We start from the raw sequence: 24,310 nt of genomic DNA, 5'->3' as shown, positions 1-24,310 counted from the left end.
GGGCCTCGCCACAGGAGGGAGCTCGCGGCGTAGCCGCGTCCTTCGGGGCTTTTTCCTCGCGCGTGTGCGGGGGGTTCTTTTCTCTCTTAAGGTGAGAACCGCCTAGGGCGGGAGGGGTCTCATTCTTGTCCACAGCGTCCGCGGCCGCGTCTACGACGGCGAGGGGGGCCGGTGCGCACACGACGTAGACGGCGGCCTCGTTGGTGCGCTCGGAGCCGTCCTCGGGCAGGGAGGCGTAGGGGGCGGTGCGGCCGGACGCGACGATGCCGAGGAGGCCCCATTCGCGGAGTGTGCGGAGGTAGCGGGCGACGCTGGCCCGGGAGACGCCGACGCGCTCGGCGAGGGCGGCCCACGTCGGCCGGCTGGTCATCGTCTCGTAGTCGGCGCGATCGATGACGGCCTGGAGGCAGGCCAGTAGCCGCGTGCGGCGACCTGCGGTGCATCGGGCCCATTCCGGGCGTGCGCGGAGCGCTGCGATGGTCTGATGGCCGTGTGCGGCGCGCACGGAGCCGCATGGGACTGCCGCGAGCACCACGTCTCGGTGCGTCTCGCGCCGCCGGCTCACCCGACGTCGCCGCAAAAGCCGCACGGAGCATGTCGACTTTGACACGCCCGATTTTTGGGCAGAAGGAAGTGACAAAAGGGCAGCCTCAGCTACCATTGCGATGTGAGCCTTTCTCGATGAGAGGGGCATGCAACGGGGACCCACCCGAGAGGGAGGGTTTCGATGCCGTCACTGACACGTCGCCAAACAAGGCAGTGACGGGAGACGTTTGAAGGGCCCGCCTAGTGCGGGCCCTCAGTCGTTAAGCGGCCGGAATAGGCAGCTCCTCAGATTGGCGCTTTGGCTTGGCGAACACGGGCAGTCCGCCGTTCTCCTCCAGATAACGCACAAGGTCATCGAGGTAGAGGCCAAGGGAACGGCCGGAGCTCTCGGCTGCGTTGTTGACTGCCTGTCGACGTTCGGGCCTCACCCTGCCCTGCAAGAGCACGAGGTGGATGCCGTCAGGCTGACGGACACGTCCTGGTTGTGTACTCATGGATTTAACCTGTCACGCCACGCATGCATACGGGCGTATTTCAGCCCCGGCGTGTCCCCTTCTCTTATCGGGCGCGGCCCCGGCCCAGCTGATCCCCGTCTGGTCCGGCAGTCCGGGAGCTGGCGGCCTTGGATTCTTTCGCCTTGGGGGTGGGGGTGAGGGCTTTGAGGATCTTGTCGAGGTCTTTGATGGCTTTCTGCTGTCCGTCGCTGACGGGCGCTGCCTTGACCTGGCGCTGGAGGGCCTCGACGCGGGGAGCGCCGCTGGCGCCTACAGCCCGGGTGACTTCGTTGGAGAATTTGGGCTGTTGGCGCGCGGACGCCTGCCGGGCGGCTGCGAGCTGTTGGCTTTCGGCTCCTTGGTGGACTAGGCTTTGCTGCGAAACAACTCGCCGCTGGTTCTCGTAGCTCGCGGAGAGGGCCCCCGGACCTTGCTGCGGCAGATGGGGGCTGTTTCGTTTAACGGCAAGGTTCGTCCCGTGGGCGTGGAGCTGGATCGTTGTCTCGCGGATGTGGTTGAACCAGCTGCCGTCCCCGATCGCCAGCTCGCGCCGGTAGCTCCAGGCGGCGAGGTCTGGGGTCCACAGCAGGGGTTCCTTGCCGGGCCCGGAGTGATGGAGCTGGACGTTCTCGTCGATGATCCCCGTGCTGCGGAGCCGGTGGATGGTGTCCTGGTCGATCTTGTTGGCGTGGGGAATCTTCGGTTCTCGGGAGTCCATGACGATGAGGCGGACGGCGTTCTCCCCGGTGCCGCGGGTGAGTTCCGCAGTCAGGGTGCTGAGGCATTCGGCGCGGGCGTAGTTCATCTGCTTGTCGTCGCCGATCCTGATGTCTGTCTGCACGGTGACGATGGAGAGCATTTCCGATGAGGCGAGGTAGTTGAGCATCTCGCGCATGTACTGCTGGCCCACGGGGTCTTTGACGAGGTCTTTGGTGTGCCAGAAGAGGCTGCCGGGAATGTCGGTCAGGGCCTCGCGGACGTAGGTGGCCTGGTCGCGCTCGACGACGACGGCGGAGAGGACGTAGAAGGGCCGCTCGGGTCCTCTGTGGCCGACGAAGCCGGGAGCCCGGTAGGACTCGTCGATGAACGCCACGGGCCCGCTCGAGGTGGCGTAGACCTTTTTCAGCCGCTCGTCTCGGAGCGAATAGCCGTCCATCGTCGTCATGCGGGAAGTCTAGGTTCCGGTTCCGACACCTATTCGCCGAGGGCGTAGGCCAGGGCGACGGCGAAATGCTCGCGAAGGGCGTCCTTGTCCAGAGTGAAGAGCGGGCTGACGTGGCTCGTCTCCTGAGACAGCTCGGCAATCACCAGGCCTTTGGCCCTGAGCAGCTTCATGTGAGCCCAGACAGTCTTGTAGTCGCCGTCGATGCGCTTGGCGACGTCGCTGGTTGTTGACTTCGCGTGCAGCGCCAAGTCGCGCAGGATCTCCTCGCGCAGCGGCGTCATGTTGATCACTTGAAGCGCCTCCTCCACCGCAGGAGGCGGCTTGGTGGGGGGCTCATACCGACGTTTGGGCACCAGACCATTGTCATATAGATCTCCTCCAGCTCAATCAGAAGCATCAATGCATGCCCGACGAGTCTCTATCATAGAGATATTTCTTCAGATTCGAGATAGCATGGGTCCATGACTAGCTGTGCGCGAGTCGTTACAACGGCCGTCATAGAGCCGGGAGCCGGGCTTAACTTGACTGGAGATTTTTGTACAGGGGATGGAAAAATGCGCCCGGGCCGCGTCAACGGCCGCGCGCGTGTTTGGTGACGAGGGGGAGTCCCAGGGATGAAGGCTGTAGGCGGTGCGATCGGGGGGCTCCTGGCGCTGCTCGTGTTCGTCGTGATGATGATGAGCGGGTCTCCGGATCCTCAGTCGGCGTCTGCCGCGTGCGTTCCCGGCGGGAGCGCCCAGGGCGTTCCGAACGGCTGGGGGCCGGCGGTTGACGCCGCGGCGAAGACGGCCGGCCTTCCTTCCTCTGTGCTGGCGGCGCAGCTCGCGGCGGAGTCCGGCTGGAATCCGAAGGCGACGTCCCCGGCCGGGGCGATGGGCCTGGCGCAGTTCATGCCGGAGACGTGGAAGACGTGGGGCAACGGGGGAGACGTGCTCGATCCTGTGGCCGCGATCGGCGCACAGGGGCGGTTCATGGGGGATCTGTACCGGCGCGCGCAGGCGGTGGCTAAGGGTTCGAGCCTTGATCCGGTGTCGCTGGCGCTGGCGGGGTACAACGCGGGCTGGGGCGCGGTGGAGCAGTTCCACGGCGTCCCGCCCTACGGGGAGACGCAGGACTACGTCGCCAAGATCCTCGATTCCGCGAAGAAGTACACGGGGGCCGGTGACTCGGCCGCTGCGGCGTGCTCGCAGGCCGGCGCTGCCGGTGACGGCGATGACCTTCCGTGGAAGAACGCCCCGACGTGGGTCCAGGTCGGTGTGGACAACCCGGCCGCACGATCGCCTCTGGGCTTCTTCAACCGCGAGTGCGTCGACTTCGCGCTCTTCCGCGTGAACCAGGAGCTGGGGTGGAGCTCCGGGCAGCCGTGGAAGGTCGCCAACAGCAGCTTCCGCGGCGACGGTGTCCTGCTGGGCAGTGCCAACACCCCGGGGGCGCAGTCCTGGCTGACGGGCTGGCAGGTCAAGGGCTGGTCGACGGGCACGGAGCCGAAGCCGGGGGCCGTGGTGTTCTACGGGCCCGGCGTCGGTGGAGCCGATGCCACTTACGGCCATGTGGCCGTGGTGAAGTCCGTGGCCGCCGACGGGACTTATGTGGAAGAGGGCTACAACGGCAACCCTGCCCCGAACGACCACCAGTACTACACCCGGACCGTCCGCAGCTCGGTCCCGACCGCTTTCCTGTACGTGCCGAAGGGATGACCATGACCCACCGTTTGATCAAGCTTGCAGCGGGCCTCGCCCTCGTCGCCGCGTGCGCGGGGTGCGCGTCCGCGTCGCCGACGTCGGGCAGCTCGGCCGCGCCGACCATGACGGCGACGGCGGATTCCCTGCCGCCCACGTGGGGAACCGGGCCGCAGGCACCGGAGGACCCGAACGCGCCCAAGCCGACGGCGGTGGCCTGGTCGGCCGAGTCCCGCGCCGCGGCGACGTCCGTCGCAGTGAAGTTCATGTCCGCTTACGCCCGGCCCGGGACCGCCCAGCCTGCCTGGGCGGACGCCTTGGCCCCGTACGCGTCCATGGAGCTGATGGCGACGTTCCGGCAGGCAGACACCAAGTACCTGACGACCTCGGCCCCGGCCGCGACGGGCACCCTGACGGCCGACGATTCCAACCCGTACAACGGGGTGGTCACGGTCGGCACGAGCGAGGGGCCGTGGCAGCTGGGGGTGCACCGCCAGCCTGACGGGTCGTGGCGAGTGGCCTCGATCCAGCCGCCGGTGAGGCAGGGGCACTGATGAGCGCTGTTCCGGCCTGGCCGATCATCTCTCTGCGGTGGGAGGGCGAGATCCTCGTCGTGTCCGACTCCGACGCCGCCCTGGACCCTCGCCGGGTGCTGCCCATTCCGGGCGAGGACCCGTTCGAGACGTCCCGCCGCGCCGCCGTGAAGGCGTGCACGGCCTTGGGGATGGAGCGGGCGCGGGTCCAGGGCGTCGACGGCGACGACGTCGTGTCCCTGATCGTCGACGCACGGGAGGGAACCCTGACCGAGGCGCTCGCGCCGTCGGCCCCGGCCCCTGCCATCGACCGCGCCCACAGCGCGCTCGAGGACGCCCGCGGCCGCGCCGAGCACAGCCGGTTCTCCCGTGTCCTCGTCCCGGGCCTCGCCGCGGCGTCCCTTGGAGCGAGGCTCACCGGGCGGCTCGGCGCCCGGGCGGCCGCCGGGACGGCGTGGGCGAGGACCCGGAAGGGCCGCCGGGCGCTCACGGCCGCCGTGGTGGTGGCCTGCGCTGCCGCGACGGCGGGAGTGGTGGGGGCGCGGCAGGCCGGCTGGCTTGCCCCGGCCACCCAGAGCGCCCAGGCGGCGGCTCCGGCCCCTGCCGGGCAGCTCCCGGTGTACGCCCCGGCGGGGTGGGGGACCTTCGCGTCCTGGACGGTCCCCGTGTCGCGGACGAACGTGGCCCCGGTCCTGTCCCCGGACGGGAACCGGGTCATCACGGTAAGCAGCGGCCGCCTGGAAGCCCTCGACGCCCGGACCGGCGCCCTTGTCTGGTCGACGGCGCTGGAGGGCTCCGTATCGTCCCTGCGCGTGATGGCCGTGGACGGCGAGCAGAAGGTCGTGGTGGCCGACGGAAGCAAGGTCCGCACGTTCGGGCTCGACGGGGCCCCGGGGCCGGTGTTCGAGGCCGGGGACGCGACCGCGCGCCCGGTCGTGGACACCGGACGGGAGGCCTTCTTCTCCCTCCCGGACCAGCGGGCCATGGTCTTCACGCACGGGGGCATGTCCCTGCGCCGCATCCCGGCCGGGGCCGTGGCCGTCGGCGTGGACCGCGGGACGCTGCTCGCCGTTGAGGTTTCCACCGCGAGGCTGTGGCGCATCGGCTCCGACGCGGTCCAGTTCCCAGCACCGTCGACGATCCCGGCACCGCAGGGCGCGAAGAAGCTCACGGCCGTGTACACGGCCGCTGACGGCTCGCTCGTGACGGTCTGGGACGGGGCTGCGAAGGACCGGTCCGTCGTCGCGCTCGTGCCGGTCTTCCCGCAGCTCGGGGCCCCCACGGTCGTGAAGGAGGTGGCGTCGTCGTCGGCGGCGTCGTCGACGTCGGCGGTAGTGGTGGACCGCTACGCCGGGACCGTCCTGGTGAACCGGGTCTTCATCGACACCGCCGCGCACACGGCCCTCGAGGTGCCCGGCGCGTCGGGCAAGCTCGGGGCCGGGTTCTGGTGGGGAGCCAAGGACCAGGCCACGGTACGTGTCGGTACGGCCGGGGACACTGTGAACTCCCCGTCCGCTGCTCCGGTGCCCCTGTTCGCACTTCCCGATCACCGCGTCCTGGTCGAGGCCGGGACCGACCAAAGCCTCTATGCCCTCGCCCCTGAAGGAGAGAAGAAATGAGCCAGCCCAAGATCACCGCGTTCCTCGACTCGACCGGCCAGACGAACGTCACCGATCCCGACGGCCAGTCCCACGAGCGGGCGTTCCCGGATCTGCCCGCCGCCCGTCGGGCAGTGCGGGAGGCTGCGGCGAAGCACGCGGCCGAGCACGGGGGTCCCGTGCAGCTGGAGATCACCGACCCCTCGGGCGTGCACGCCCTCCTCGTCCACGCCGACGGGGACACGGAGCTGGTCGACGGAGCCCTGCCCGCGAGGCCCCGTGCCGACAATGCTGCCTCCCGGTTCCAGCCGGCCCCGGTTCAGGCTCCCGCGCCCGCAGCGGCGCAGGCAGCCGAACCCGCCGCGGCCGCGCCGGAGCCAGCAGGGGAGACGGAGCCCGCCGAGGCGGCGCCGGAGGCCGTCGAGGTCGCCCCGTGGCCGGAGGCCGAGTCGGTCCGCGCGGCCGCAGAGATGGTGCCCGCGGAGGCCACCGTGCCGATGCAGGCCCCGGAGGAGCTGCCGTCGCGGAAGTCGCTGCGGGACTCGCAGTCGTTCCTGGCGGTGCAGACCAACATCGAGCCCGCCCGAAAGGGCTGGCAGGGCAGGCTGAACGCCTTCGGGTTCTCGCTGGCTCCGGGAGCTGTGGAGCTCGCGGAGCGCGAGGACGAGCACCTGGTGGCCCGGATCTACTCGGGACCACGCACCATCGCGGTGGTGAACCAGAAGGGCGGGGCATCCAAGACCCCGACGACCATCTGCCTCGCGGCCGTGTTCGGCCGCGCGGGCGGGTCCGTGCTCGCGTGGGACAACAACGAGACCACGGGCTCGCTGCCGTGGAGGGTGGAGCGCGGCGACCACGCCAGCTCCGCCCTGAACGTGCTGGAACGGTCCCCGCACCTGCTCTCCGACACCGCCCGCGCGGCGGACATCAACGCCTTCGTGCACCGGCAGACGGCGGACAAGTACGACGCCCTGTTCTCGGACCAGGACATCGACGGCGAGCACGAGATCTCCGCGGCCGAGGTGGACGTCCTGCACGCGGTGGCGTCGAAGTACTTCAACGTGATCCTGATGGACTCCGGCAACAACCACCGGGCAGCGAACTGGCGGCGGATGATCGGGCACACGGACCAGCTCGTGGTCTCTACCACGACGGTGGAGGACCGGGTGGAGGGCGCGCGCCTTACCCTCCAGGGCCTCGCCGGCCGCAACGAGCGGACCGCGCGCCTCGCCTCCGAGGCCGTCGTGATCGTCTCCCAGGAGCAGCCCGGGCACGAGAAGCTCGCGCAGCTGCACGCGGAGAAGTTTCGCCCGTACGTGCGCGCGGTCCACGTGATCCCGTTCGACCCGGCGCTCAAGGACGGCATGATCCACTTCGGCGCGCTCCGCCCCGTCACGCAGCGCGCGTGGCTGGCGGCGACGGCGTCGATCGCGAGGGGCCTGTGATGGCCCAGGATCTCGAGCAGTCCTCCTGGGCGTCGCGCTTCCTTCCGCCGCCGGCCCCTGCGGCGGAAGAGGCGGACGTGCGGGAGTTCGACGTGATCGTGGGGGAGAAGGAGTTCCTGCCTGGCGTGCAGGACTCCTCGGCGGCCCTGGCCGCCGAGCTGCGCATTCCGGAGCCCGCCCCGGCGCGGGCCGCGGCGAGGATCAGCCAGCGCACGCTGTGGCTGGTCCCGGCGTGCGGCGGCGCAGGGGTGAGCACGCTGGCCGAGCTGCTCGGGGAGCACGTCCTGGACGCGACAGAGCAGGCCCCGATCTGGTCGGGCCGGGCCTTGGTCGTCGCTCCGACGCACCCGGCAGGGCTAGCCGGGGCCGAGCGACTTGCCCTGGCCAAGGCAAGGGGCGAGCTGACGTACGACGTCGTCGGCCTCGTCTGGGTGCATGACCGGCCCAATCTCTCCGACGCCACTGGCCGGGAGTGCAGGCGCATCGGGGCGATGTTCCCGCGGTTCTGGTCCATGCCGTACGAGGCGGCATGGCGGGAGCCCGGGGCGGAGCCGGTGCCCCACCGGCACAACACGAAGACCCTCATCCGATCACTGGCCAAGCTCACTCACACCAAGGAGGACAAGTCATGAACACCATTGCCCTTGCCGCCACGAAGCTCTATGTGGCGATGGACGGGGACCCCGTCAACGCCAAGCCCGTCATGCCCCCGGGCATGGGGTCGCTGGCCACGATCGTCAGCTGGCTTCTCTGGATCGCGGGGGTGGCCCTGTTCGCCCTGTTCATCAGCGGCATCGTCAAGGCCGCCCGCGCCCGGCACCAGCAGGGCCAGGTGGACGCCGAAGCGCCCATGTGGCCGCTGGTCTGGGCCGTCGTCCTCGGCGCGGCCGGAACCATCTGGCGCGTCATCGTCCCGGGCTAGGAGGCGACCGTGGGATGTCGAGCGGTCTTCGGGCTGCTGCTCCTCGGAGCGGTCCTCTCCATCGTCGCGATCTGCATCCAGATCGCCATCATGCACGCCAACTCCCGCTGAGCAGAGAAGCCACTGAAGCACTGAAGTCCGTAACTACTGAATTCCTGTAGAGAGGAAGTGAACACATGGGTCTCAAGAGCTTCTCCCGAAGCCAGTACGACGCCGTCGCCCATCCCGAGAAGATGGACGGCGGCCAGCTCTCCCGTACCCGCTGGGCTCTGGTGGTCCTCGGCGTCGTCCTAGTCGCGGGCGCGGTCATCCTCGCGGTCCTAACCAACCAGCCGCAGGGGCAGAAGGGCGCCGGGCCCGCCCCGGTGCCCACCATCAGCTACAGCCCAAGCACTGACGACACCGCCGGGGCCGGCGGCTGCCTCGACAACACCCCCAAAGACATCACCACCACCGCCCCCACCGTCCAGCAATGGGTAGCTCAAGCCTCCGGGCAGGTGCCCGTTATCAAGGGCGCGGGCCCGTGTGGGAAGCCCGTCAGCGGCGTAGATACTGGATTCGCCAAGACCCAGACTGGCGCGCTCTCAGCCGCAGCGCACTGGTTCTGGGAGCTGGCCAGCGGCTCGGTCAATAGCGGAACTCCTGAGGCGATCCGGGCCGTAACAGTCGCAGGATCTGACCGCGACGCCTTGGAAGTACAGGCAAAGCGCATTTTGTCCGGGGCCCAATCCCCGGGCACTGACTACAGGAGCATCACCCACCTGGCCGGATATCGAATCCAGCTCCAGGGAGATGTCGCCTTGATTGACCTGGGGTTCGTTTCGCAGGTCGGAACCGACAAGATCAACGGCACAACTCGTTTCACCCTGCGATGGGAAAGTAGCGATTGGAAGATCGTTCCTGTCGGACCAGACGACTTCGCGCACGGTACGAAGGTGAGTGACCTCAGCCAATACGTTCTCTTCTCCGCGGAGGCCAGCAATGCGGCCCGCTGAAGGAATTGGAGACTGGCTCGGCGGTGCCGTCGGCGACGTCATTGGTAAGGCCGCTTCGGATGCTTGGTCGCAGTTGGCGGGGAAGCTCTATGAGGGTGTTGTTGCGGCTTTGCAGTGGCTTTCGACGTGGTGGCTGAATATCCCGGCTCCGCAGTTGATGACTGATGGCGGGGATTCTCCGGCGCAGAAAGTGATGCTGTACACGCGGGCCTTGGTCGGTGTTGTGGGGTTCATCAGCACGGTGTTCGTGGTGGTGCAGTACGCGATGCGCAAGGGCAATCACAAGGGCGAGGAGCTGGGCTGGGCCATTGGCCGGGTGGTGGTTTTCTCGGGGCTGACGCTCTCGGTCGTGATGGGGCTGCTCGCGTTCGGCGATCAGTCCGCGCCGTGGTTCGTGAAGACGATCGGCGGGGAGACGGACTTCACCAAGGCGATGACGGGCCTTTCGGGGAACCAGAAGGACGTCATGGCCATCCTGGACAACTCTGGCCTGACGCTGATCCTGATCATCGTGTTCCTCCTGGCCCTCATCGGGTCGCTGGCGAACCTGTTCTTCATGCTGTTCACGTACGCGATGCTGCCGATTGTGGCCGGGATGATCCCGGTCCTCGCGGCGGGCTCGGTGACGGAGCGCGGCGCGGCCGCGTTCTACAAGGTGATCGGGTGGACGTTGGCGACGTGCTTGTTCAAGCCGGTTGCCGGGATCGTCTACGGCGGCGGCATCGCGATGGTGAGGCTCCTGACGTCCTCGGACGGCTCGAAGCTGGGCAGCGATCAGCTCGCGTTGCAGACCATCTCCGGCTTCATGGTGATCGGCGCCGCGGGGCTCGTCCTTCCGGCCCTGGTGCGCCTGATCGTGCCGACGATGGCCGCGGCTTCACGCGGCGTGGGGGCCGGCGGGCTCGTGATGGCGGGCGCGACGCTGGCGGCCGGTGCAGTCATGGGCGGTGCCTCGCTCATGGCGAAGTTCGGCGGGTCCCGTGCCCAGGCCCTCGCCGCGGGCGGCCGGATGGGCGCTCCTATGATGGGCGGCGGCCCTGGGAACCTCGGCGGGCCGTCTCCTGAGCCGGTGAACCGGGGCCTGGTGAATCCGGCCCGTCACGGCTACTCGAACCCGCCGCAGCCGCCACGGCCCCAGCCGCAGGGGCAGCACTCGGGGCCTCCGCAGGCACCGCCGGTGAAGCCCAGCGAACTGGGCAGGCCGCAGAGCGGCCCGCGGCCCGGTGGTCAGGGGCCGGGCCAGCCTGTTGCTCCCCGTCCCGCAGCGCCGCGGCCGGGCACGGGGGCCGGGCGTCGGCGGATGGGATCGGCTGGCGACCATCTGACGCAGCAGTTGCACAGAGTTGAAGACGCAGTCGAAGGGGGAGAGTCGTCATGAGCCGACCAGCATATGGGAACATCACCACGCCGCGCGCAGCGGGCTTCCTCGGCCTCGGGATGGCCGCTGCCGCGGTGGCCTTCGCTTCGATCGCGGTCGCGGCCGTCTTGCTGATGGTCGGCTGGCTGATCCCGGCTGGCGTCGTCCTGGTCGTCGGGATCTGGGCGGTGGTGTGGATGGCCAGGGGGAAGCGGCAGGGCCGTTCGTCGCTCGAGCGGCGGATGAACGCGCGCAGGTTCCGGAAGGCGCAGCGCAAGGGCACGGTGAAGTATGTCTCGGGCCCGGCATCGAGGATTCCTGACGGAGCCTCCCGGGCCCCGGGCCTGCTGGCCGGGACAATCCCGTACGAGGGGACGGACGCGTTCGGCCAGGAGTTCGGGATGCTGTGGAATCCCCGTGACCGCACGGCCACGGTGTTCTTCTCCTGCGCGGGGCAGGGCCGTGGGCTGTCGGACCAGTCGAGCATCGACCTGCTGGTGGACGGCTGGTCGGGGTTCCTTGCCCAGGCGGGCCTTGTCGCTGACCTGGTGCAGATCGCGGTCACGACACAGGCGACCCGGGACCCGGGCGAGCGGCTGCCCGCGGCCGTCGCGGGGGCCCGCGTGAATCACGGCACCGCGGACCCTGTCTCGCTGGGGGAGGCAGGGTCGTTCGTTCGCGGCACGGTCGATGAGATCGTCCAGACCATCAACTGGAACATGCCGAGGATCTCGCAGCATGTGGCGCTGACGTTCTCGGGGGCGGAGATCGCCAGCGAGGGGACGGTGGCGCGGCAGGCGGAGGACATGCTGGCCGATCTGGCCATCCAGATGCCCGCTCTCGCGGAGCTGCTCACGGGTGCGGGCGCGCTCACGGTCTCGCGGATGAAAATCGCTGACATCGTCGACTATGCGTTCGTGGCCTACAACCCGGACCGGGCGCTTGCGGTTGAGCGGGCCCGGCTGAACGGCGGGACGAACCTGTCGTGGTTCGAGGTCGGCCCGGCGGCCGCCGAGGCCGGTCTGGAGCACTGGGAGCACTCGGGGTACGTGTCCCGGACGATGACGGTGTGGAAGCCTCCGGCGGGGTTCTTCATGGACGATTCCCTCACGGCGCTGCTGCTTCCGGACGGCGTCTCGGAGCAGAAGCGCGTGACGATGCTGTACCGGGTGCTGGGCCCGGAGGAGTCGATCGCAGCCCTTGAGGGAGACAAGACGAACCGGCTGTTCGAGATCAACCAGGGCGGCAAGGCCGCGACGGCGGCCGCGGGCCGGGATCTGGGCAGCGCCGTCGACGGGGCGGACGAGCAGGCCCACGGCGCGGCCGTGGTCCGGTTCTCGTTCGTGATGACGAGCACCGTCCCGAAGGGCCCGGATCAGAAGATCCGCCTGGACAAGGCCGGCGCGGCGCTGCGCCGGGCGTGCAGCACCGGGGTGCAGATGAGCATCCGTCCCTCGGATGGGGCCCACGACTCGGGGCACGCCATCGGCCTGGGCCTGGGCCTCGTGCCCGCAACGCACGCCACCGTCAGCGCGGCCATGCGCAAGTCCCTCTGAGCGAGACAGGAGCACCTGATGGGTTGGATTGACGACACTGCCGATTGGACGATGCGCAAGTGGTACCGGCTGCTGCGCAAAGAGATGCCCGCGGTCGTCGCGGCCTATGAGTCCCTACCCGGCCTGACCACCCGGGGCTTCGTGGCCCCGGGGGGCGGCGCCCACCTCCATGTGGACGCCCCTATCCAGTTCCAGGGCATGTCCACGCAGGTCGCCGGGCTGTGGCCGTTCAGCAACGGCACTTCCTCGCCGCTGATCGGGGCCCCGCTGGGCCGGGACCAGACCACGGGGCAGCCGTTGCTGGGCGACCCGCTGAGCCTGTTCCTGTACGGGATCATGAGCGCACCGAGCGCGTTCATCCTGGCCCTGAACGGGCGCGGCAAGTCGTCGCTGGTGGTGCGGATCTGCCTGGGCGTCATGGACCTCGGCTTCATCCCCCTGTTCCTAGGGGACCTCAAGCCGGACTACGTCGGCCTGGTGAAGGCTGTCGGCGGGCAGCATATCCGGCTGGGCTTGGGCGGCGTCGGCCGCGTCAACGCGCTCGACGCGGGCCCGATCGCCAAGTGGCTTCACCGGCTTTCGCCCCAGACCCGCACCGAGGTAGAGGGGCAGATCCACGGCCGCAGGGTGAACACCGTGGCCGGTCTCATCGAGATGATGCTCCGCCGCCGCCTCAGCGAGGAGCAGTCCGAGCACATGGTCCTTTCCACGGCCATCCGGGTGGCCGCCGAGGAGGCCGCCCAGGAGGGCCGGCAGCCGGAGCTGGCGGACGTCCGCCGGGTGATCGTGGCCCGGCACCCGCGCATCCGGGAGGCGATCCTGGACATGAGCGAGGCCGAGTACGACGCCGAGGTGAAGTCCTTGGTGAAGGGCATCACGGCGCTAGGCCCGGAAGGCGTGTTCGGGGGCATGTTCTGGGGGCAGACCACGGTGGAGATGGATATGTATAAGCCGGTCGTGTTCGACGTCTCCAGCATCGACGAGGGCGAGGCCGACTTGCGGGCGGCCGCGCAGCTGGTGATCTGGTCGTACGGGCAGGCCGGGGCCCTGGCAGCCCAGACCCTGGCCAACGAGCCCGACCCCGAGGACCCGCAGCGCCGTCTGGGGCCCGAGGTGCACCACCTGAACGTCATGGACGAGCTGTGGCAGATCCTCCAGGCGTGGGAGGGCTCGGTGTACCGGATCAACACGATCACGAAGGTCAACCGGCAGAAGGGCCTGGGGCAGATCATGATCACGCACTCGATGAAGGACCTGGAGCTGTCCACGACCGAGCGGACCAAGATGGCGTTCGGCTTCGTGGAGCGGTCCTCGATGGTGTTCCTGGGCGGCCTGGCGGAGAACGAGCAGGAAGACCTGCGGCGCATCCGGCGCTTCTCCGACCGCGAGATACAGCAGCTGGTCGAGTGGTCGGCCGAGGGCACGGTGAACCCGGCCACAGGCGAGATGAACCCGCCGCCGGGCCGTGGCCGGTTCCTGCTGAAGACCTCGGACGCGCCTGGCATTCCGTTCCGGGTCGAGCTGACGAGGCGGGAGAAGGAGGTCCACGATACCAACGCTGCCTGGGCCAACGCGATCGCCGCGGCCCGCGGGGAAGGGGCGGCGGCATGAGCTCCGCGACGATCAGGGGCGCGCGGCCGGGCAGCTGGTCCGGCACGTGGATGCCCGTGGTGCTGATTGTGGCGGCCGCGGCCGCGGTCGACGTCTCCGCCTGGCTGGGGGAGTGGCTGACCCCCACAGGCACGGACTGGGGGTTCAACCCGCTGTCCGTGCTGCTGCTGTGGGCCACGGGGACGCGGATTCCGCCCGCGTCCGTGGCCCTGCTCGTCGTCCTCGTCGCGGCCTGGCTGTGGGCTCTCGTCAGGGTTCTGAGGGGCCGAGGCAGAGTTTCCCCGGTCAAGAAGATCCGGGCCAAGGCCGAGCTTCTGGCCTCGGCCGCCGACCTCGCGCCGTTGACCTTCCCGGCCCGTGCGGTCGAGGCCAAGAGGATGCACCCGGACGACCCGGACGTGTTCCCGGGGCTGCACATCGGGCGGTGGGTGCTGGGAGGCGCGGACTGGCTGTTCCAGGGCCTGCGCCAGTGCGCGCTCTACGTGATGGGTCCGGGCCGGGGGAAGACGAGGGGCCTGCTGGTGCGGGCCGCCCGCTACGCATCGGGGCCCTATGGGATGGCCGGGAACAAGGTCGACGGCGTCGCCGAGATCCTCGCGGCACGGGCGATCTGGCACCCCGGCGGGCGGGTCTGGATGATGGACATGCAGCAGGTGTTCCGCAAGAGTCCCAGGCCAGCGTTCACGTTTAACCCGCTGCTGGGCATCAAGGACTCCGAGCAGGCCACGAACCTGGCCGCCGTGCTGGAGGCGGCAACGCTGGCCGGCGGTGACAAGAACGGCGACGCACAGTTCGATGAGCAGGGGCGCTCGTTCCTGGCAGCGTGCATCCTGGCCCAGGCCCTAGAGGGCGGGACCATGGAGGGGGTGCACGAGTGGGTCGCCAACGCCGACTTCCTCTCCCCGCGCAGGGTGCTCCTTGAGGCACCGTCCCGGAACCCCGAGGCCGGCGTGTCCTTCAGCCGGCAGGCTGACCAGCTGTTCGGAATGTCGCGGCAGCCGGCCGAGACCAAGGGCAGCGTGGCCGCGTCCGCGCAGCGCATGGCGTCCTCCCTGACCCACGACCACCTGCTGGCGTGGATCCGCCCCGCAGACGGGGTTCCGGAGTTCGACCCGTCGAAGTATCTGACCTCCCGTGACACGCTCATCGCCCTGTCGAAGGGCTCATCGAAGGTCGTCACGGGCCTGATGACCGCGTTCTGGGAATCGATCTTCGCCACGGGCGAGCGTCTCGCAGAGGCGAACGGGGGCCGGCTGAAGACCCCGGCGACGTTCGACCTGGACGAGTTCGGCAACACGGTGGTCCTGCCGAAGATGCCGGACTGGTTCACCTACTTCGGATCGATGGGGATGCTCGTGCGCGTGTTCATCCAGTCGGAGGCCTTCGGGAAGAAGGTCCTGGGCGAGGCCGGGTGGGACACCTTGCGCGATGCCGCGGGCATCTGGGTGTTCGGCGGCGGCGTTCGGGACGAGGCCTACCTGACGAGCCTGTCGAAGCTGCTCGGCAAGCACGACGAGTGCGTGGCCTCCTACACCTCGAATGAGCGCGGCCCGGCGTCACGGAACATCAGCACACGGCGCGAGGAGATCTTCGGCGCCGACGAGCTGTTCAGCCTGCCGGAGTGGCACGCCATCGTCCATGACTCCGGCAGCGGGGCGAAGACGGTGGTGCGGATTGTGCCCTGGTTCCAGGACGACGAGCTCCGCGGCCCGATCCAGGCGGCCCTCGACGCAGGGAAGGAGCGGAAGTGAGCGAGGAGCCGGAGGTCACCGAGGACGTGCCCGACGTCGCGGCCGCGGCCGGTGAGGGCGAGGGAAGCAGCGTCGACTTCCTCCTTGCGGCCCGCGATGCGGCAGGGTTCCTCTCCGAGGCCTTCGGACGCCGGCTCTCCACGGCGTCCTTCCGGCAGCTGGTCATCGACCGCGAGGCCCCGGCCCCGGCAGAGACGGCGGGCGGAACCGCGAAGTGGTCCATGACCGAGCTGCGGGCCTGGGCCGACGCGGTCCTTGAGGCCGAGGCCGAACCGGCCGCGGCGGTCGACCTCGTCGAAGAGGCCGAGAAGTCCCGCAGCGCCTTCGTCCGCTGGATCCAAGGCCGGCTGTCCCGCCTGGAGTCCGTGAACGAGGGCGACAACTCGTGGTGCCCGGTGTGGTGGGACCACCCCGAGGCCGTCGACCGGCTTCACGCCCTCTGGCTGGCGTACATCGCGGCTGAGGCCGAGGGCGAGCTGTCCGGCTGGTGGGTCAACCACTGGGACCGGCACTACGCCTTCCTCTTCGGCCACGAAGGCGTGTTCAAACAGTGCCCCGGCGGCCGCCACATCAAGGCCCAGGAGCGGGGATGGCTCGCTTATGAGGCGGTCCCGGACAAGTGGCTTCCCTACCCCGAACGTGTCCAGCAGAAAGAGCAGGAGGAAGCGTGATGGAAACGGCACTGGGAATCACTGTGCTGGTCGTCTTGACCGGTCTGGGGGGATGGTGGGTCCTGCGCACCTGGCACGGGTTCGAGGACGTTTCAGTCTCAGACCGTCTCAGGTCCACGGGGTTGAAGGCCTTCGTCGTGGCGATGGCCTTCGCTGTGGCCGGTTCGCTGTTCACCGGCGGCGCAACCAGCGGAGCCTTCCGGATGCTCCTGGACGCCTGCGGATGGGCGCTGGCCGTATGCGCCCTGTGCTTCGTGGCGGGCGGGATCGCGGCCAGGGTCGAGCGGGCGGCAGAAGAGGCCCGGGAGCGGCGGGGCGGCGTCCCCACGGCACCGCGTCTGTGGCCCGCCTGGGGCGTTGCCGTCTTCGTTGGAGTCCTGGGCTTCTTCGGCCTCTTTGCCGGTCTCGTCGGGGCGGTGTTCGTACTGGCCGCCCTGCAGATCCCCCAGGTTGCATATAGCCAGTCAATGGAGCAGGGAGTGAGGTGGGCCGGGGGTATCTACCTCGGCCTGATCGCGCTCTTCTGGGCCGTACAGAAGTACACGCTCTGGCGTGCCTGGACGGAATACGAACAGCTCACCGCCGGCATCGAGCACCGTCTGGCGGAGCAGCGCCGGAGCCTGCTGGCCGATGCCGAAGGCGAGGCCTGAGCGCCATGGCCGAGGACACGAGCCGAGCATGGCGCAGGCGGGAGCCGCGAATGCCTTGGAGCGCCGAGGACGAGGAGACCGTAATGCGCGAAGACCTTAGCGCGGAGCAGGCGGCCGAGCTTCTCGGACGCACCCCGACGGCCGTCCTCGGACGGCGGCAGCTCCTGAGCTACACACGCCGGCCCATCCTGCCGCTGCGGTAGTCCCCCCACAAAGGCTGACAGGAGACCCTGTCGGAGAACGATGCCCGGCACCGTCTTGGTGCTGGGCATCGGTATTTGTGGGACTCCTACAAGAGCCGATTTCCGGTCTTGAGTAGAGATCCGCATGATTCCGGGAATTTCAGTTCGCGATTGCCGCGGCGTCGACTAGCTGCCGGCCTGTCGGAAACCTACAAGGCTCAGCGGAGCCCAACTTGGTGTTGGTGACTCATGGCGTTCTGGGGTGGCCACGAGGGACCTAGCCCCACCTGTCAGTTGCCGCTTGCCATCTGGGCGAACGCACGCATGACAGACAGATACTGTTCGCTGCAGTAGTTGATCGAAGCGCTCGCCTCGATGTCAGCGATTCCGAGCGTCAGTTTGGTCTCCTGATCTGTAGAGATCTCTCCGTTCATCCACATGGATGAGATCTTTCTGACCTCGTTCTCCATCTCGAGCCGCGCGGGGATGCCCTCGCGAAGCCTCGCGCAGAAGGTGGTTCCAACGGCAATCAGGGTGGCGTCGGAGACACTGGCCAGTTCTGGGCTGCCCTGGTGGATCTTCGCGAGAAACGCCTGATCGGACGCCGAACGTATCGCTGGAGCTGACGTCTTTGGGGTCTGCCCGAAATCGGAAGCTGTCACCTTTGAAGGAGTGGGCGCCTCAGGTGGTAATGCCACGCTCGTGCTTGGGATGGGATCGGCCGGAGACGGCGGAGAGGCGCTCGCGGACGAGACCGGTCGGGTGGGCGACGATGTCAGCGTCGACTCCGCTGTGCTGTCCGTGGATTGAGCGCAGCCGGCCAAACAGAATGCCAGGCCGAGAACACAAGCCAACACGCTCGCCGATCGCACTGTGCCCCCCTTTGCCAAGCTGCCGCTTCGGACAACGTAACACCGAAGATCCCGAGCAGAAAGGGAACGGTATCCTCGCCCATTTTTGGGCAGAGCAGACCCGAAACTGTACGCAGCGCAGGAATTCGAAATTTGTGGACTAGGTACTTCAGCCAAGCTGATACCCAAAATACCTGTTCTATCGGGACGTCAGGCTTTGGGGCTTCGGTGGAGTGCGTCGAGGGCGCCCCTGTTGATCTTGATGCGGCGGCCGGTCACGAGATGTGCGAGAGGCCGGCCGGTGGGCTGCCCGGTCCGTGGCCGGCGCAAGACCCGGTGCCGGCCGCGTTCGCGACGCTGTAGGCGGTTGTGAGGTCCGCGTTGAGGCCGTCGATGGCGTTGTTCGTCGTGGCGACGGCCTCGGCCACGTGTTGCTGGGCTGTTGCGATTGCATCGCTTGCCCCGGGCGTTGCTGGTAGTCCGGCGGTCTTCAAGGCGTCCTCGGCGCTCTGAACGGCTTGTATGTCGGACCGCACTCCGTTTATGGCTTTCTGTTCCTGGTTCACGTCGTATGAGGCGCTCGACGTCACGTCATAGCTGACAACCGAAGTCGCGTCGTAGGCGACCACCGAATCGACGTTGTAGCAGTTGTTGCCGTTGCCGTTTGCGGCATCCTGCCGTTCTTTCTGCAGGTCGTTGTCCGTCCGAGCGAGGTCGTTGCGGACGGTCTTGGCGTTTGTGAAGTTGTTGTTGTCCGATTGGATGGCTTTCAGGGCGTTTTGAGCGGTCGTTTGGAGGTTGGCTTGGGACTGCCGTTGCTGTTCTTGGGTGTCCGCGTTCTGTGCCGTCTGCTGAAGTTTGGCCAGGGCGCTGTTGTAGTCGGCGGCTGTCGCCTGACGGTAGGCAATGGCGCGGATACTGCCATCGTTCTGGATCACGTTGAGCGTGAGGGTGTCACCAGAGAGGACGCCCTGGTCGGTGTGTCCATTGATGTCGAGCGTGAACGCGGTCCCGTTGACTTGGCCGTAGATCGAGGTCGTTTTCGGGCTGACGGTCTCATTTGGAGGCGCGCCGTTTATGGCTGCTTCTATCGCGGTCCCGTTGAAGCGCCCGCTGCCGTCTGACTGCCACTGGAGGTACGTGATCGCACCCGGTCCCGTGTTGAGGTAGCCGACCGTGCCCGGCACCTGCACTGGCGAGCTTGGTTGTGCTCCGGTGGCCGTTCCAGCGATTGCCGTGCTCTGGCTGCTCGTGCTGGCCGTGGAAGTTTGTCCGTTGCCACAGGCTGTCAGTGCGGTGGCCGCAACTATGAGCAGTAAAGCGGGCGCAGGCCAATAGCGCACGATCGTGCGCCCGTTCTGACTCATCGTCTTCTCCCCCAACCTTGTTGTGCTGAGAGGATGTTATGCCGCCGTTACGTTCCCCGGTAGACGCGTCCAATGGGTTAAGACAGCAGCAAGTATCAGCGAGCGGACAGGACAGACGTCACAGGAGGGCGTCGGCCCAGTCCGCGCCGGTCGAGCGGGGGGCTGCGTACACGACGGCTGCCGGGATCTCGTCGTCTCCGTGGTGGATGAGCTCGAACTCGACGGCCAGCGCCGCGAGGTGACGCAGGGAAAGCTCGGCCAGGACACCGTAGGGATTGTTGACGATGCCCACCTTCGACGTCCCCTTCTCGACAGATGACAGAAAGCTACTTCGCCCGACCGACAGTCACCGATCATCGTCGCGCGCCCGACTCGCGGGGGCGGAAGGTCAGAGGCTGCGGCCGCGGTCGCGGTTGCGTTCGTCGCTGCGTCCGCTGTCGTTCCCGCCGGGGGTGTCCTTGCGGCGGGGCTTCTGTTCGGCGCGGCGCAGGGCCTCCTGCTGGTCGCGGAGCCTGTTGAGCGCGGCCAGGGAGTCCTTGGCCCGTTGGGTGGCGGTGACGCTGGTGGCGTCCTGCCCGTTGGCGGTGCGGTCCTTGTCTGAGGTGCGCTGTGCCTGGGCCTTGGGGGCGTGGGTCGCGGCCGCGCGCTCGACGGCCTTCTGTGCGGCCATGGTGGTCTCCTCTGCTGGTGCCGGTGCTGAGTTGGTGCCGCGGGCGAGGCTGACGGTGCGTGTGTGGAGCTCCGCGCCGGTTGGGTGGTCCCGGAACCGTTCGGGGATCGGGGCTGTCTCGGCCGCGGGGATCTTGTAGCGGTCCCGGAACGCGGCGACCTCGGCGGCGGTCTCGCGCCAGCGTTGGGCCCGCTCGGGGTCGGCGGGGACGGGCCCGAGGCCGGCGGCCCAGGCGGGGGGCTCGGCGGCGATGAGGTGCCCGGTCTCCTCGAACCGGGCCGTGAGGACGGCGCGGCGCTCGTTCAGCTCGCTGCGCCAGTTCGCCGGGGTGAACTCGTCCGCCGCGGCCTGGTGCGGGGCGGCCCATTCGGGGAGCCTGTCTGGCGCGGCTTGGGCGGCCTTGGCCGGGTCGGGCACGAGCTGGCGGCGGCGCAGCTCGTCGCGGATGGCCGCGGCGATCTCGTGGGACTGCCGGTGGCGCTCGAAGTGCCCGGCCCCTGCGGCCTTGCGGTTGGCGTGGCCGCGTTCGGCCAGCTCGGCGACGTCCTGGGCGGGGTCGAGGCCCTTGCGGTGGCGCAGCTCGTCCTGGAGGGCGCGGATCTCCCACGAGAGCTTGCGGGCGTCCTTGGCCGGGACCTCGACTCCGAGGCGTTCCCGCTGTTCCTTGGTGAGCAGGGTCGCGTCCGTGCGGGCCAGCAGGCGGTCAGCCCTGATGCGGGACTCGATGGCCGCTTCGGTCAGGTGCCCGAAGGGGCGGTTCGTCCAGTGCTCCTTGGGCCAGGGTCCGTGCTGGGCGGCGATGGCGGACTGCCGGTGTGCGAGTGCCTTGGCTTCGCGGTCCTCGGCGACCTTGAGCGCCTTGTACAGGCTCTCCTCGCTCTGCGTGGCCAGGGATGCGTGCTTTGGCGTGGCGTTCTCCGGTGCCTTGGCGAGGAGTCCTTCGATGCGCCAGGCGAGCACGGCCGCTGCGTCCTCGGCGCCTTCGAAGGAGCGCATGTTCACGGCTTCCACCAGCAGGGCGCGGGGGTCGAAGCCGTCGGCCTCCGCGACGGCGAGGTGGGTGGACACGGCCCCCCATGCGTCAGAGGCGGTGAACATCGTGGCCATCGGCCCGAGGGCCTGATGGGCCATGCCCTTGAAGCGCAGCTCGTCGGCGAGCCCGCTCACGTGCCGGTACTCGGCCGCGAGCTGATCGGTCGAGTCGATGCGCGTGTGCTCGTCGGCCATGGCCTGGTGGACGCTGCGCTCGATGCCCTCGTTCGCGGCGATCCGGCCCAGCACCTCCTCGAGGGTCTGGCCGTCCTCGAGCTGCACGTACAGCTGGTTGGTGACCTCGCCGCGGGTCATCGCCACGTACACGAGGTTCCGTGCCGTTGAGGCCGAGACGATGGGGATGCCTGCGGTGACGGTCATGCCCTGGGCCCGGTGGGTGGTGTAGGCGTAGCCGAGGTGGACGTTCTGCTCGATGTAGTCCCCGGGGAGGGTGGTGCGCTTCCCGTCGCCCTGGTGGCGGACGGTGAGCGTGCCGTCCCGGTTGACCTTTTCCACCCTCCAGAGGTCGCCGTTGTGGACGCGGACGCGGTCGGACTTCGTCTCGATCCATTCGTTCCGGCGCGTGACGATCGTGTCCCCGGCCCATGCCTTGGACCCGTCCCGGAGGGTCCGCCCGTCCCGGGAGGTGTCGATCTCTCCGAGGATCTCCAGGGCCGCCTGGGCGCGCTCGGAGAGCCGCTGGGCCTGTTCGTTGGTGGCGGCCATGACCACGGCGGGGGTGCCCTTCTGGTGGGCTTCCTGCCATCGCCGGAACGCCAGGGCCTCCACCATGGCTCCGTCGCCGGCCTGAACCCTGCCGTGCTCCCTGTACCAGGCGAAGGGGTCCGTCTCGCCCTCGCCGCGGCGGCGGAGGGCGAGGGATGCCTGGGCCTCTTCGGGGTCTTCGAAGCGGTGGATCGTGTCCAGCTCGACGGCTCCGAGTTCGGCGGCGAGCATCCCGAATGCGCCGCCCGCGGCGACGGCGCCGATCTGTGCATCGTCGCCGAGCAGGGCGATGCGGGCCCCGGCCGTTTCGGCGCGTTCGACGACGTCGGCGAGCAGCTTGGTCCCGCACATGCCGGCCTCGTCAAGGATGACGAGGTCACCGGGTGCGACGGTCCCGGATCCGATGGCGAACGCGTCGGCTGTCATGCCGCGGATGCCGAGTTTGTCGCCCAGGAGGGTCGCGGCGACGGCCTGCGGGGCGAGGGCGATGACGTTGCCGCCGGAGCGCTGGACGACGTCGCGGACTACTTCCATGGCGGTGGACTTGCCGGTTCCGGCCGGGCCCTTGCCGACGCTGACGAGCTTGTCCGAGACGGTGAACTCGAACGCCATGCTCATCTGCGCGGGGCTGAGGGGGAAGGCTTCCCCGGCTGCGACGCGGGCGTTGCGCTCTGCGATGACGGCGTGGAACACGTCCGGTGAGGCCACCGGGATGACTTCCCGCTGCCCTGCTCGCAGCAGGTAGTTCTCCGCCCGGATCAGGCCTTCCGAGGCGTAGAGGATGGAGCCCTTGTGCTCGAACACGCTGGACCCGTCGGCGCGGGTCAGCGGTTCGAAAGTGGCGTGGGCTCGTTCCGGTGTGACGCGCTGGGCCTCGTGTGTGAGGGCGTGACCGATGATCTCCCGGACGGTCTCGGAGGCGACGCTGCCGTTCTCGAGCGAGTATTCCTTCGCCCACCGCTGGGCGGCGGCTTCGAGGTGGTTCTGTCCCCACACGGCGCGCTCTGCTTCGACCACGGCGACAAGTTCGCGGGCGGCGGCAGCGACGTCGACCTGTGCGGCCTGGCGTGCCTCGCGGGCGCCTATGACGCGCTCGGCGAGTCGGCCGAGGGTGCGTTCGCCGACGACCGATGCGGCGCGGGAACGCCACTCGGTCACCAGTTCTTCCAGGCTCCGACCGCTCTTCTTCGCCGCGCGGGTCTCCAGGGTGGCCTGCTGGGCAAGCTTGAGCATGGCTTCTTTGCCGGGGGCGTGGCCGAACTTCGCCGCGTACTCGTCGGCAAGCCGGTCAAGCTCCTCGCGGATGGTTGCGCGGCGCGTGGAGAACTCCTCCAGCAGCTCGGCGGAGATGCCTTTGACCTCCATGACCGGCTGCTTCCCTGGGCCCATGCCGCGGGCCTCGAACTGTACGCCGCGGGCGGCAAGGTGTGCCTGTATGCGGGCGTTGTAGTGCTCGGACGCGGACACGCTCATCTTGTGCAGCAGGCGCGAGTCGATGGTCTTCCACTTGCCGTCGGCTGTTTGGACCTTGTTGGAGATCACGAGGTGGTCGTGGAGGTTCGGGTCGCCTTCGCGGGAGTCGTAGTGGCGGAAGACCTGGGCGACGATGCCACCGGGGACGTCTTCCTGGGCGACGCCGTTTGCACCGGTCCGGGTCCGGACGGCGTGCTCCTGGAGCCAGGAAACGGTGTCCTTCACGGCCTCGTGCTGGGCGCGTTCGACGAGCTTGCGGGCGTCGTCTCCGCCGACTGCCCATAGGACGCTGACGCTCTTCACGGGGGTCATGGTCATGTCGAATCCTGCGACGGCCGACTGCTGTGGACGCAGCTGTCCGGTGATGAACTTGGCCAGCTCCTCGTTGTCGTCGGGGCCTCGGCCGTGGCGTTCGCGGAAGAGCTTCGCGCCTTCCTTGCGGTGGATCTTCCGCTTCTCGGCGTCGCGCGGTTCGCGCTGGTTCAGCCGCTTGAAGTCGTCCTCGGCGGTCTTGATGCGGGTTGCCAGCTCCCCTGTCTTGGCCTCGTACTCGTAGTACTTCCGGCCCAGCAGAGTCTCCGCTTCGGCCTGCTTCGGGGTCTTGCCCTCGGCGATGGCCTCGGCCCTGATCCGCTCGGCGTCGGGGTGGATTCCCATGCCCATCAGGTTGGCCATCTGCTCTTTGGAGACATTCCCGGAAACGCCAAGGGTCGCGCACCCGTCGCCGATCCACTGCCCGGGAGGGAGGCCCCTGGCGTGGTAGTAGTCGCCCAGCTCGTAGCCGTCCGCGCGCAGCTCGTCGCCACTGACCATCTCCGAGGTGTAGTACTCGTAGCCAGTGCCCGCCGAGATGACTTTCAGGGACAGCACGCCCCAAGCATAGCGTGGGAGACAGCCTCACTTATTCAGAATGCCAGAGGTGTGAACCAGATTGGGGGTTGAATCCAGTCTGGAGGCAGCGGAGGAGCTTGCGGGGGAGCTGGTGGAAGACGCTTTGGATTCGGCACACGGTCTGGTTCCATCGATTCTTCGATGC

General features: G+C 68.6%; 20 protein-coding genes. 13 read left to right on the top strand and 7 right to left on the bottom strand.

All coding sequences use genetic code 11. The features are described 5' to 3' along the window. From RBS12_RS19265 to RBS12_RS19255, 3 genes are all read right to left on the bottom strand, one after another. The coding region (locus tag RBS12_RS19265; RefSeq protein ID WP_307967786.1) for a winged helix-turn-helix domain-containing protein at window positions 1–505 on the bottom strand (505 nt) is incomplete at its 3' end. 599 nt (window positions 506–1,104) lie between these two features. Next, complete coding sequence (locus RBS12_RS19260) at window positions 1,105–2,205, bottom strand: hypothetical protein (RefSeq protein WP_307967785.1); 1,101 nt, start codon at window positions 2,203–2,205, stop codon at window positions 1,105–1,107. Window positions 2,206–2,234: 29 nt separating this feature from the next. Beyond that, the gene (locus RBS12_RS19255; protein WP_307967784.1) at window positions 2,235–2,495 is read right to left on the bottom strand and encodes a transcriptional regulator; all 261 of its coding nucleotides are present in this window, start codon (window positions 2,493–2,495) and stop codon (window positions 2,235–2,237) included. 324 nt (window positions 2,496–2,819) lie between these two features. Here RBS12_RS19255 and RBS12_RS19250 point away from each other — a divergent pair, with 324 nt between their 5' ends. From RBS12_RS19250 to RBS12_RS19190, 13 genes are all read left to right on the top strand, one after another. After that, on the top strand, window positions 2,820–3,902 hold the full coding sequence (locus tag RBS12_RS19250; protein ID WP_307967783.1) for a transglycosylase SLT domain-containing protein: 1,083 nt from the start codon (window positions 2,820–2,822) through the stop codon (window positions 3,900–3,902). Window positions 3,903–3,904: 2 nt separating this feature from the next. Continuing rightward, window positions 3,905–4,438, top strand: a complete 534-nt coding sequence (locus RBS12_RS19245; protein WP_307967782.1) for a hypothetical protein — start codon at window positions 3,905–3,907, stop codon at window positions 4,436–4,438. Next, window positions 4,438–6,036, top strand: coding sequence for a hypothetical protein (locus RBS12_RS19240; protein WP_307967780.1), 1,599 nt, complete (start codon window positions 4,438–4,440; stop codon window positions 6,034–6,036). The genes RBS12_RS19245 and RBS12_RS19240 overlap by 1 nt, the downstream gene beginning before the upstream one ends. Beyond that, window positions 6,033–7,460: a chromosome partitioning protein ParA gene (locus tag RBS12_RS19235; RefSeq protein ID WP_307967778.1), complete on the top strand. Its 1,428-nt coding sequence runs from the start codon at window positions 6,033–6,035 to the stop codon at window positions 7,458–7,460. The genes RBS12_RS19240 and RBS12_RS19235 overlap by 4 nt, the downstream gene beginning before the upstream one ends. Continuing rightward, complete coding sequence (locus tag RBS12_RS19230; protein ID WP_307967776.1) at window positions 7,460–8,092, top strand: DUF6668 family protein; 633 nt, start codon at window positions 7,460–7,462, stop codon at window positions 8,090–8,092. The genes RBS12_RS19235 and RBS12_RS19230 overlap by 1 nt, the downstream gene beginning before the upstream one ends. After that, a complete protein-coding gene (locus RBS12_RS19225) occupies window positions 8,089–8,382 on the top strand; it encodes a hypothetical protein (RefSeq protein WP_043125214.1) in 294 nt (97 codons plus the stop codon). The genes RBS12_RS19230 and RBS12_RS19225 overlap by 4 nt, the downstream gene beginning before the upstream one ends. 176 nt (window positions 8,383–8,558) lie before the next feature. Next, on the top strand, window positions 8,559–9,377 hold the full coding sequence (locus tag RBS12_RS19220) for a hypothetical protein (protein ID WP_307967775.1): 819 nt from the start codon (window positions 8,559–8,561) through the stop codon (window positions 9,375–9,377). Beyond that, on the top strand, window positions 9,364–10,755 hold the full coding sequence (locus RBS12_RS19215; protein WP_307967774.1) for a hypothetical protein: 1,392 nt from the start codon (window positions 9,364–9,366) through the stop codon (window positions 10,753–10,755). The genes RBS12_RS19220 and RBS12_RS19215 overlap by 14 nt, the downstream gene beginning before the upstream one ends. Then, window positions 10,752–12,290, top strand: a complete 1,539-nt coding sequence (locus RBS12_RS19210) for an SCO6880 family protein (RefSeq protein ID WP_307967773.1) — start codon at window positions 10,752–10,754, stop codon at window positions 12,288–12,290. Before RBS12_RS19215 ends, RBS12_RS19210 begins: the two co-directional genes overlap by 4 nt. An 18-nt stretch (window positions 12,291–12,308) precedes the next feature. Continuing rightward, window positions 12,309–13,901, top strand: coding sequence for a hypothetical protein (locus RBS12_RS19205; protein ID WP_307967772.1), 1,593 nt, complete (start codon window positions 12,309–12,311; stop codon window positions 13,899–13,901). Then, window positions 13,898–15,652, top strand: coding sequence for a TraM recognition domain-containing protein (locus RBS12_RS19200; RefSeq protein WP_307967771.1), 1,755 nt, complete (start codon window positions 13,898–13,900; stop codon window positions 15,650–15,652). Before RBS12_RS19205 ends, RBS12_RS19200 begins: the two co-directional genes overlap by 4 nt. After that, window positions 15,649–16,323: a DUF4913 domain-containing protein gene (locus tag RBS12_RS19195; RefSeq protein ID WP_307967770.1), complete on the top strand. Its 675-nt coding sequence runs from the start codon at window positions 15,649–15,651 to the stop codon at window positions 16,321–16,323. The genes RBS12_RS19200 and RBS12_RS19195 overlap by 4 nt, the downstream gene beginning before the upstream one ends. Next, entirely contained in the window at window positions 16,323–16,973 is a 651-nt protein-coding gene (locus RBS12_RS19190) for a hypothetical protein (protein ID WP_307967769.1), read from the top strand. Before RBS12_RS19195 ends, RBS12_RS19190 begins: the two co-directional genes overlap by 1 nt. A 472-nt stretch (window positions 16,974–17,445) precedes the next feature. Here the strand turns inward: RBS12_RS19190 and RBS12_RS19185 are convergent, their stop codons facing one another. The 4 genes from RBS12_RS19185 to mobF all read right to left on the bottom strand — a co-directional run bounded on the left by RBS12_RS19185 (window position 17,446) and on the right by mobF (window position 24,144). Continuing rightward, complete coding sequence (locus RBS12_RS19185; protein WP_307967768.1) at window positions 17,446–17,817, bottom strand: DUF732 domain-containing protein; 372 nt, start codon at window positions 17,815–17,817, stop codon at window positions 17,446–17,448. A gap of 464 nt (window positions 17,818–18,281) precedes the next feature. Beyond that, window positions 18,282–19,373, bottom strand: a complete 1,092-nt coding sequence (locus RBS12_RS19180; RefSeq protein WP_307967767.1) for a hypothetical protein — start codon at window positions 19,371–19,373, stop codon at window positions 18,282–18,284. A 118-nt stretch (window positions 19,374–19,491) separates the two neighbouring features. Continuing rightward, complete coding sequence (locus RBS12_RS19175; protein WP_307967766.1) at window positions 19,492–19,665, bottom strand: hypothetical protein; 174 nt, start codon at window positions 19,663–19,665, stop codon at window positions 19,492–19,494. A 96-nt stretch (window positions 19,666–19,761) separates the two neighbouring features. Then, window positions 19,762–24,144: a MobF family relaxase gene (gene mobF, locus RBS12_RS19170; protein WP_307967765.1), complete on the bottom strand. Its 4,383-nt coding sequence runs from the start codon at window positions 24,142–24,144 to the stop codon at window positions 19,762–19,764. Window positions 24,145–24,310: the final 166 nt, after the last annotated feature.

Source organism: Sinomonas sp. ASV322 (assembly GCF_030908245.1).
GTDB lineage: Bacteria > Actinomycetota > Actinomycetes > Actinomycetales > Micrococcaceae > Sinomonas.
This window is presented reverse-complemented; position numbering and strand designations above follow the sequence as displayed.

Coding starts and splice junctions, on each gene's coding strand:
- RBS12_RS19260 (WP_307967785.1), bottom strand. CDS start 2,205: ATGACGACGATGGACGGCTATTCGCTCCGAGACGAGCGGCTGAAAAAG.
- RBS12_RS19250 (WP_307967783.1), top strand. CDS start 2,820: ATGAAGGCTGTAGGCGGTGCGATCGGGGGGCTCCTGGCGCTGCTCGTG.
- RBS12_RS19245 (WP_307967782.1), top strand. CDS start 3,905: ATGACCCACCGTTTGATCAAGCTTGCAGCGGGCCTCGCCCTCGTCGCC.
- RBS12_RS19240 (WP_307967780.1), top strand. CDS start 4,438: ATGAGCGCTGTTCCGGCCTGGCCGATCATCTCTCTGCGGTGGGAGGGC.
- RBS12_RS19235 (WP_307967778.1), top strand. CDS start 6,033: ATGAGCCAGCCCAAGATCACCGCGTTCCTCGACTCGACCGGCCAGACG.
- RBS12_RS19230 (WP_307967776.1), top strand. CDS start 7,460: ATGGCCCAGGATCTCGAGCAGTCCTCCTGGGCGTCGCGCTTCCTTCCG.
- RBS12_RS19225 (WP_043125214.1), top strand. CDS start 8,089: ATGAACACCATTGCCCTTGCCGCCACGAAGCTCTATGTGGCGATGGAC.
- RBS12_RS19220 (WP_307967775.1), top strand. CDS start 8,559: ATGGGTCTCAAGAGCTTCTCCCGAAGCCAGTACGACGCCGTCGCCCAT.
- RBS12_RS19215 (WP_307967774.1), top strand. CDS start 9,364: ATGCGGCCCGCTGAAGGAATTGGAGACTGGCTCGGCGGTGCCGTCGGC.
- RBS12_RS19210 (WP_307967773.1), top strand. CDS start 10,752: ATGAGCCGACCAGCATATGGGAACATCACCACGCCGCGCGCAGCGGGC.
- RBS12_RS19205 (WP_307967772.1), top strand. CDS start 12,309: ATGGGTTGGATTGACGACACTGCCGATTGGACGATGCGCAAGTGGTAC.
- RBS12_RS19200 (WP_307967771.1), top strand. CDS start 13,898: ATGAGCTCCGCGACGATCAGGGGCGCGCGGCCGGGCAGCTGGTCCGGC.
- RBS12_RS19190 (WP_307967769.1), top strand. CDS start 16,323: ATGGAAACGGCACTGGGAATCACTGTGCTGGTCGTCTTGACCGGTCTG.
- RBS12_RS19180 (WP_307967767.1), bottom strand. CDS start 19,373: ATGAGTCAGAACGGGCGCACGATCGTGCGCTATTGGCCTGCGCCCGCT.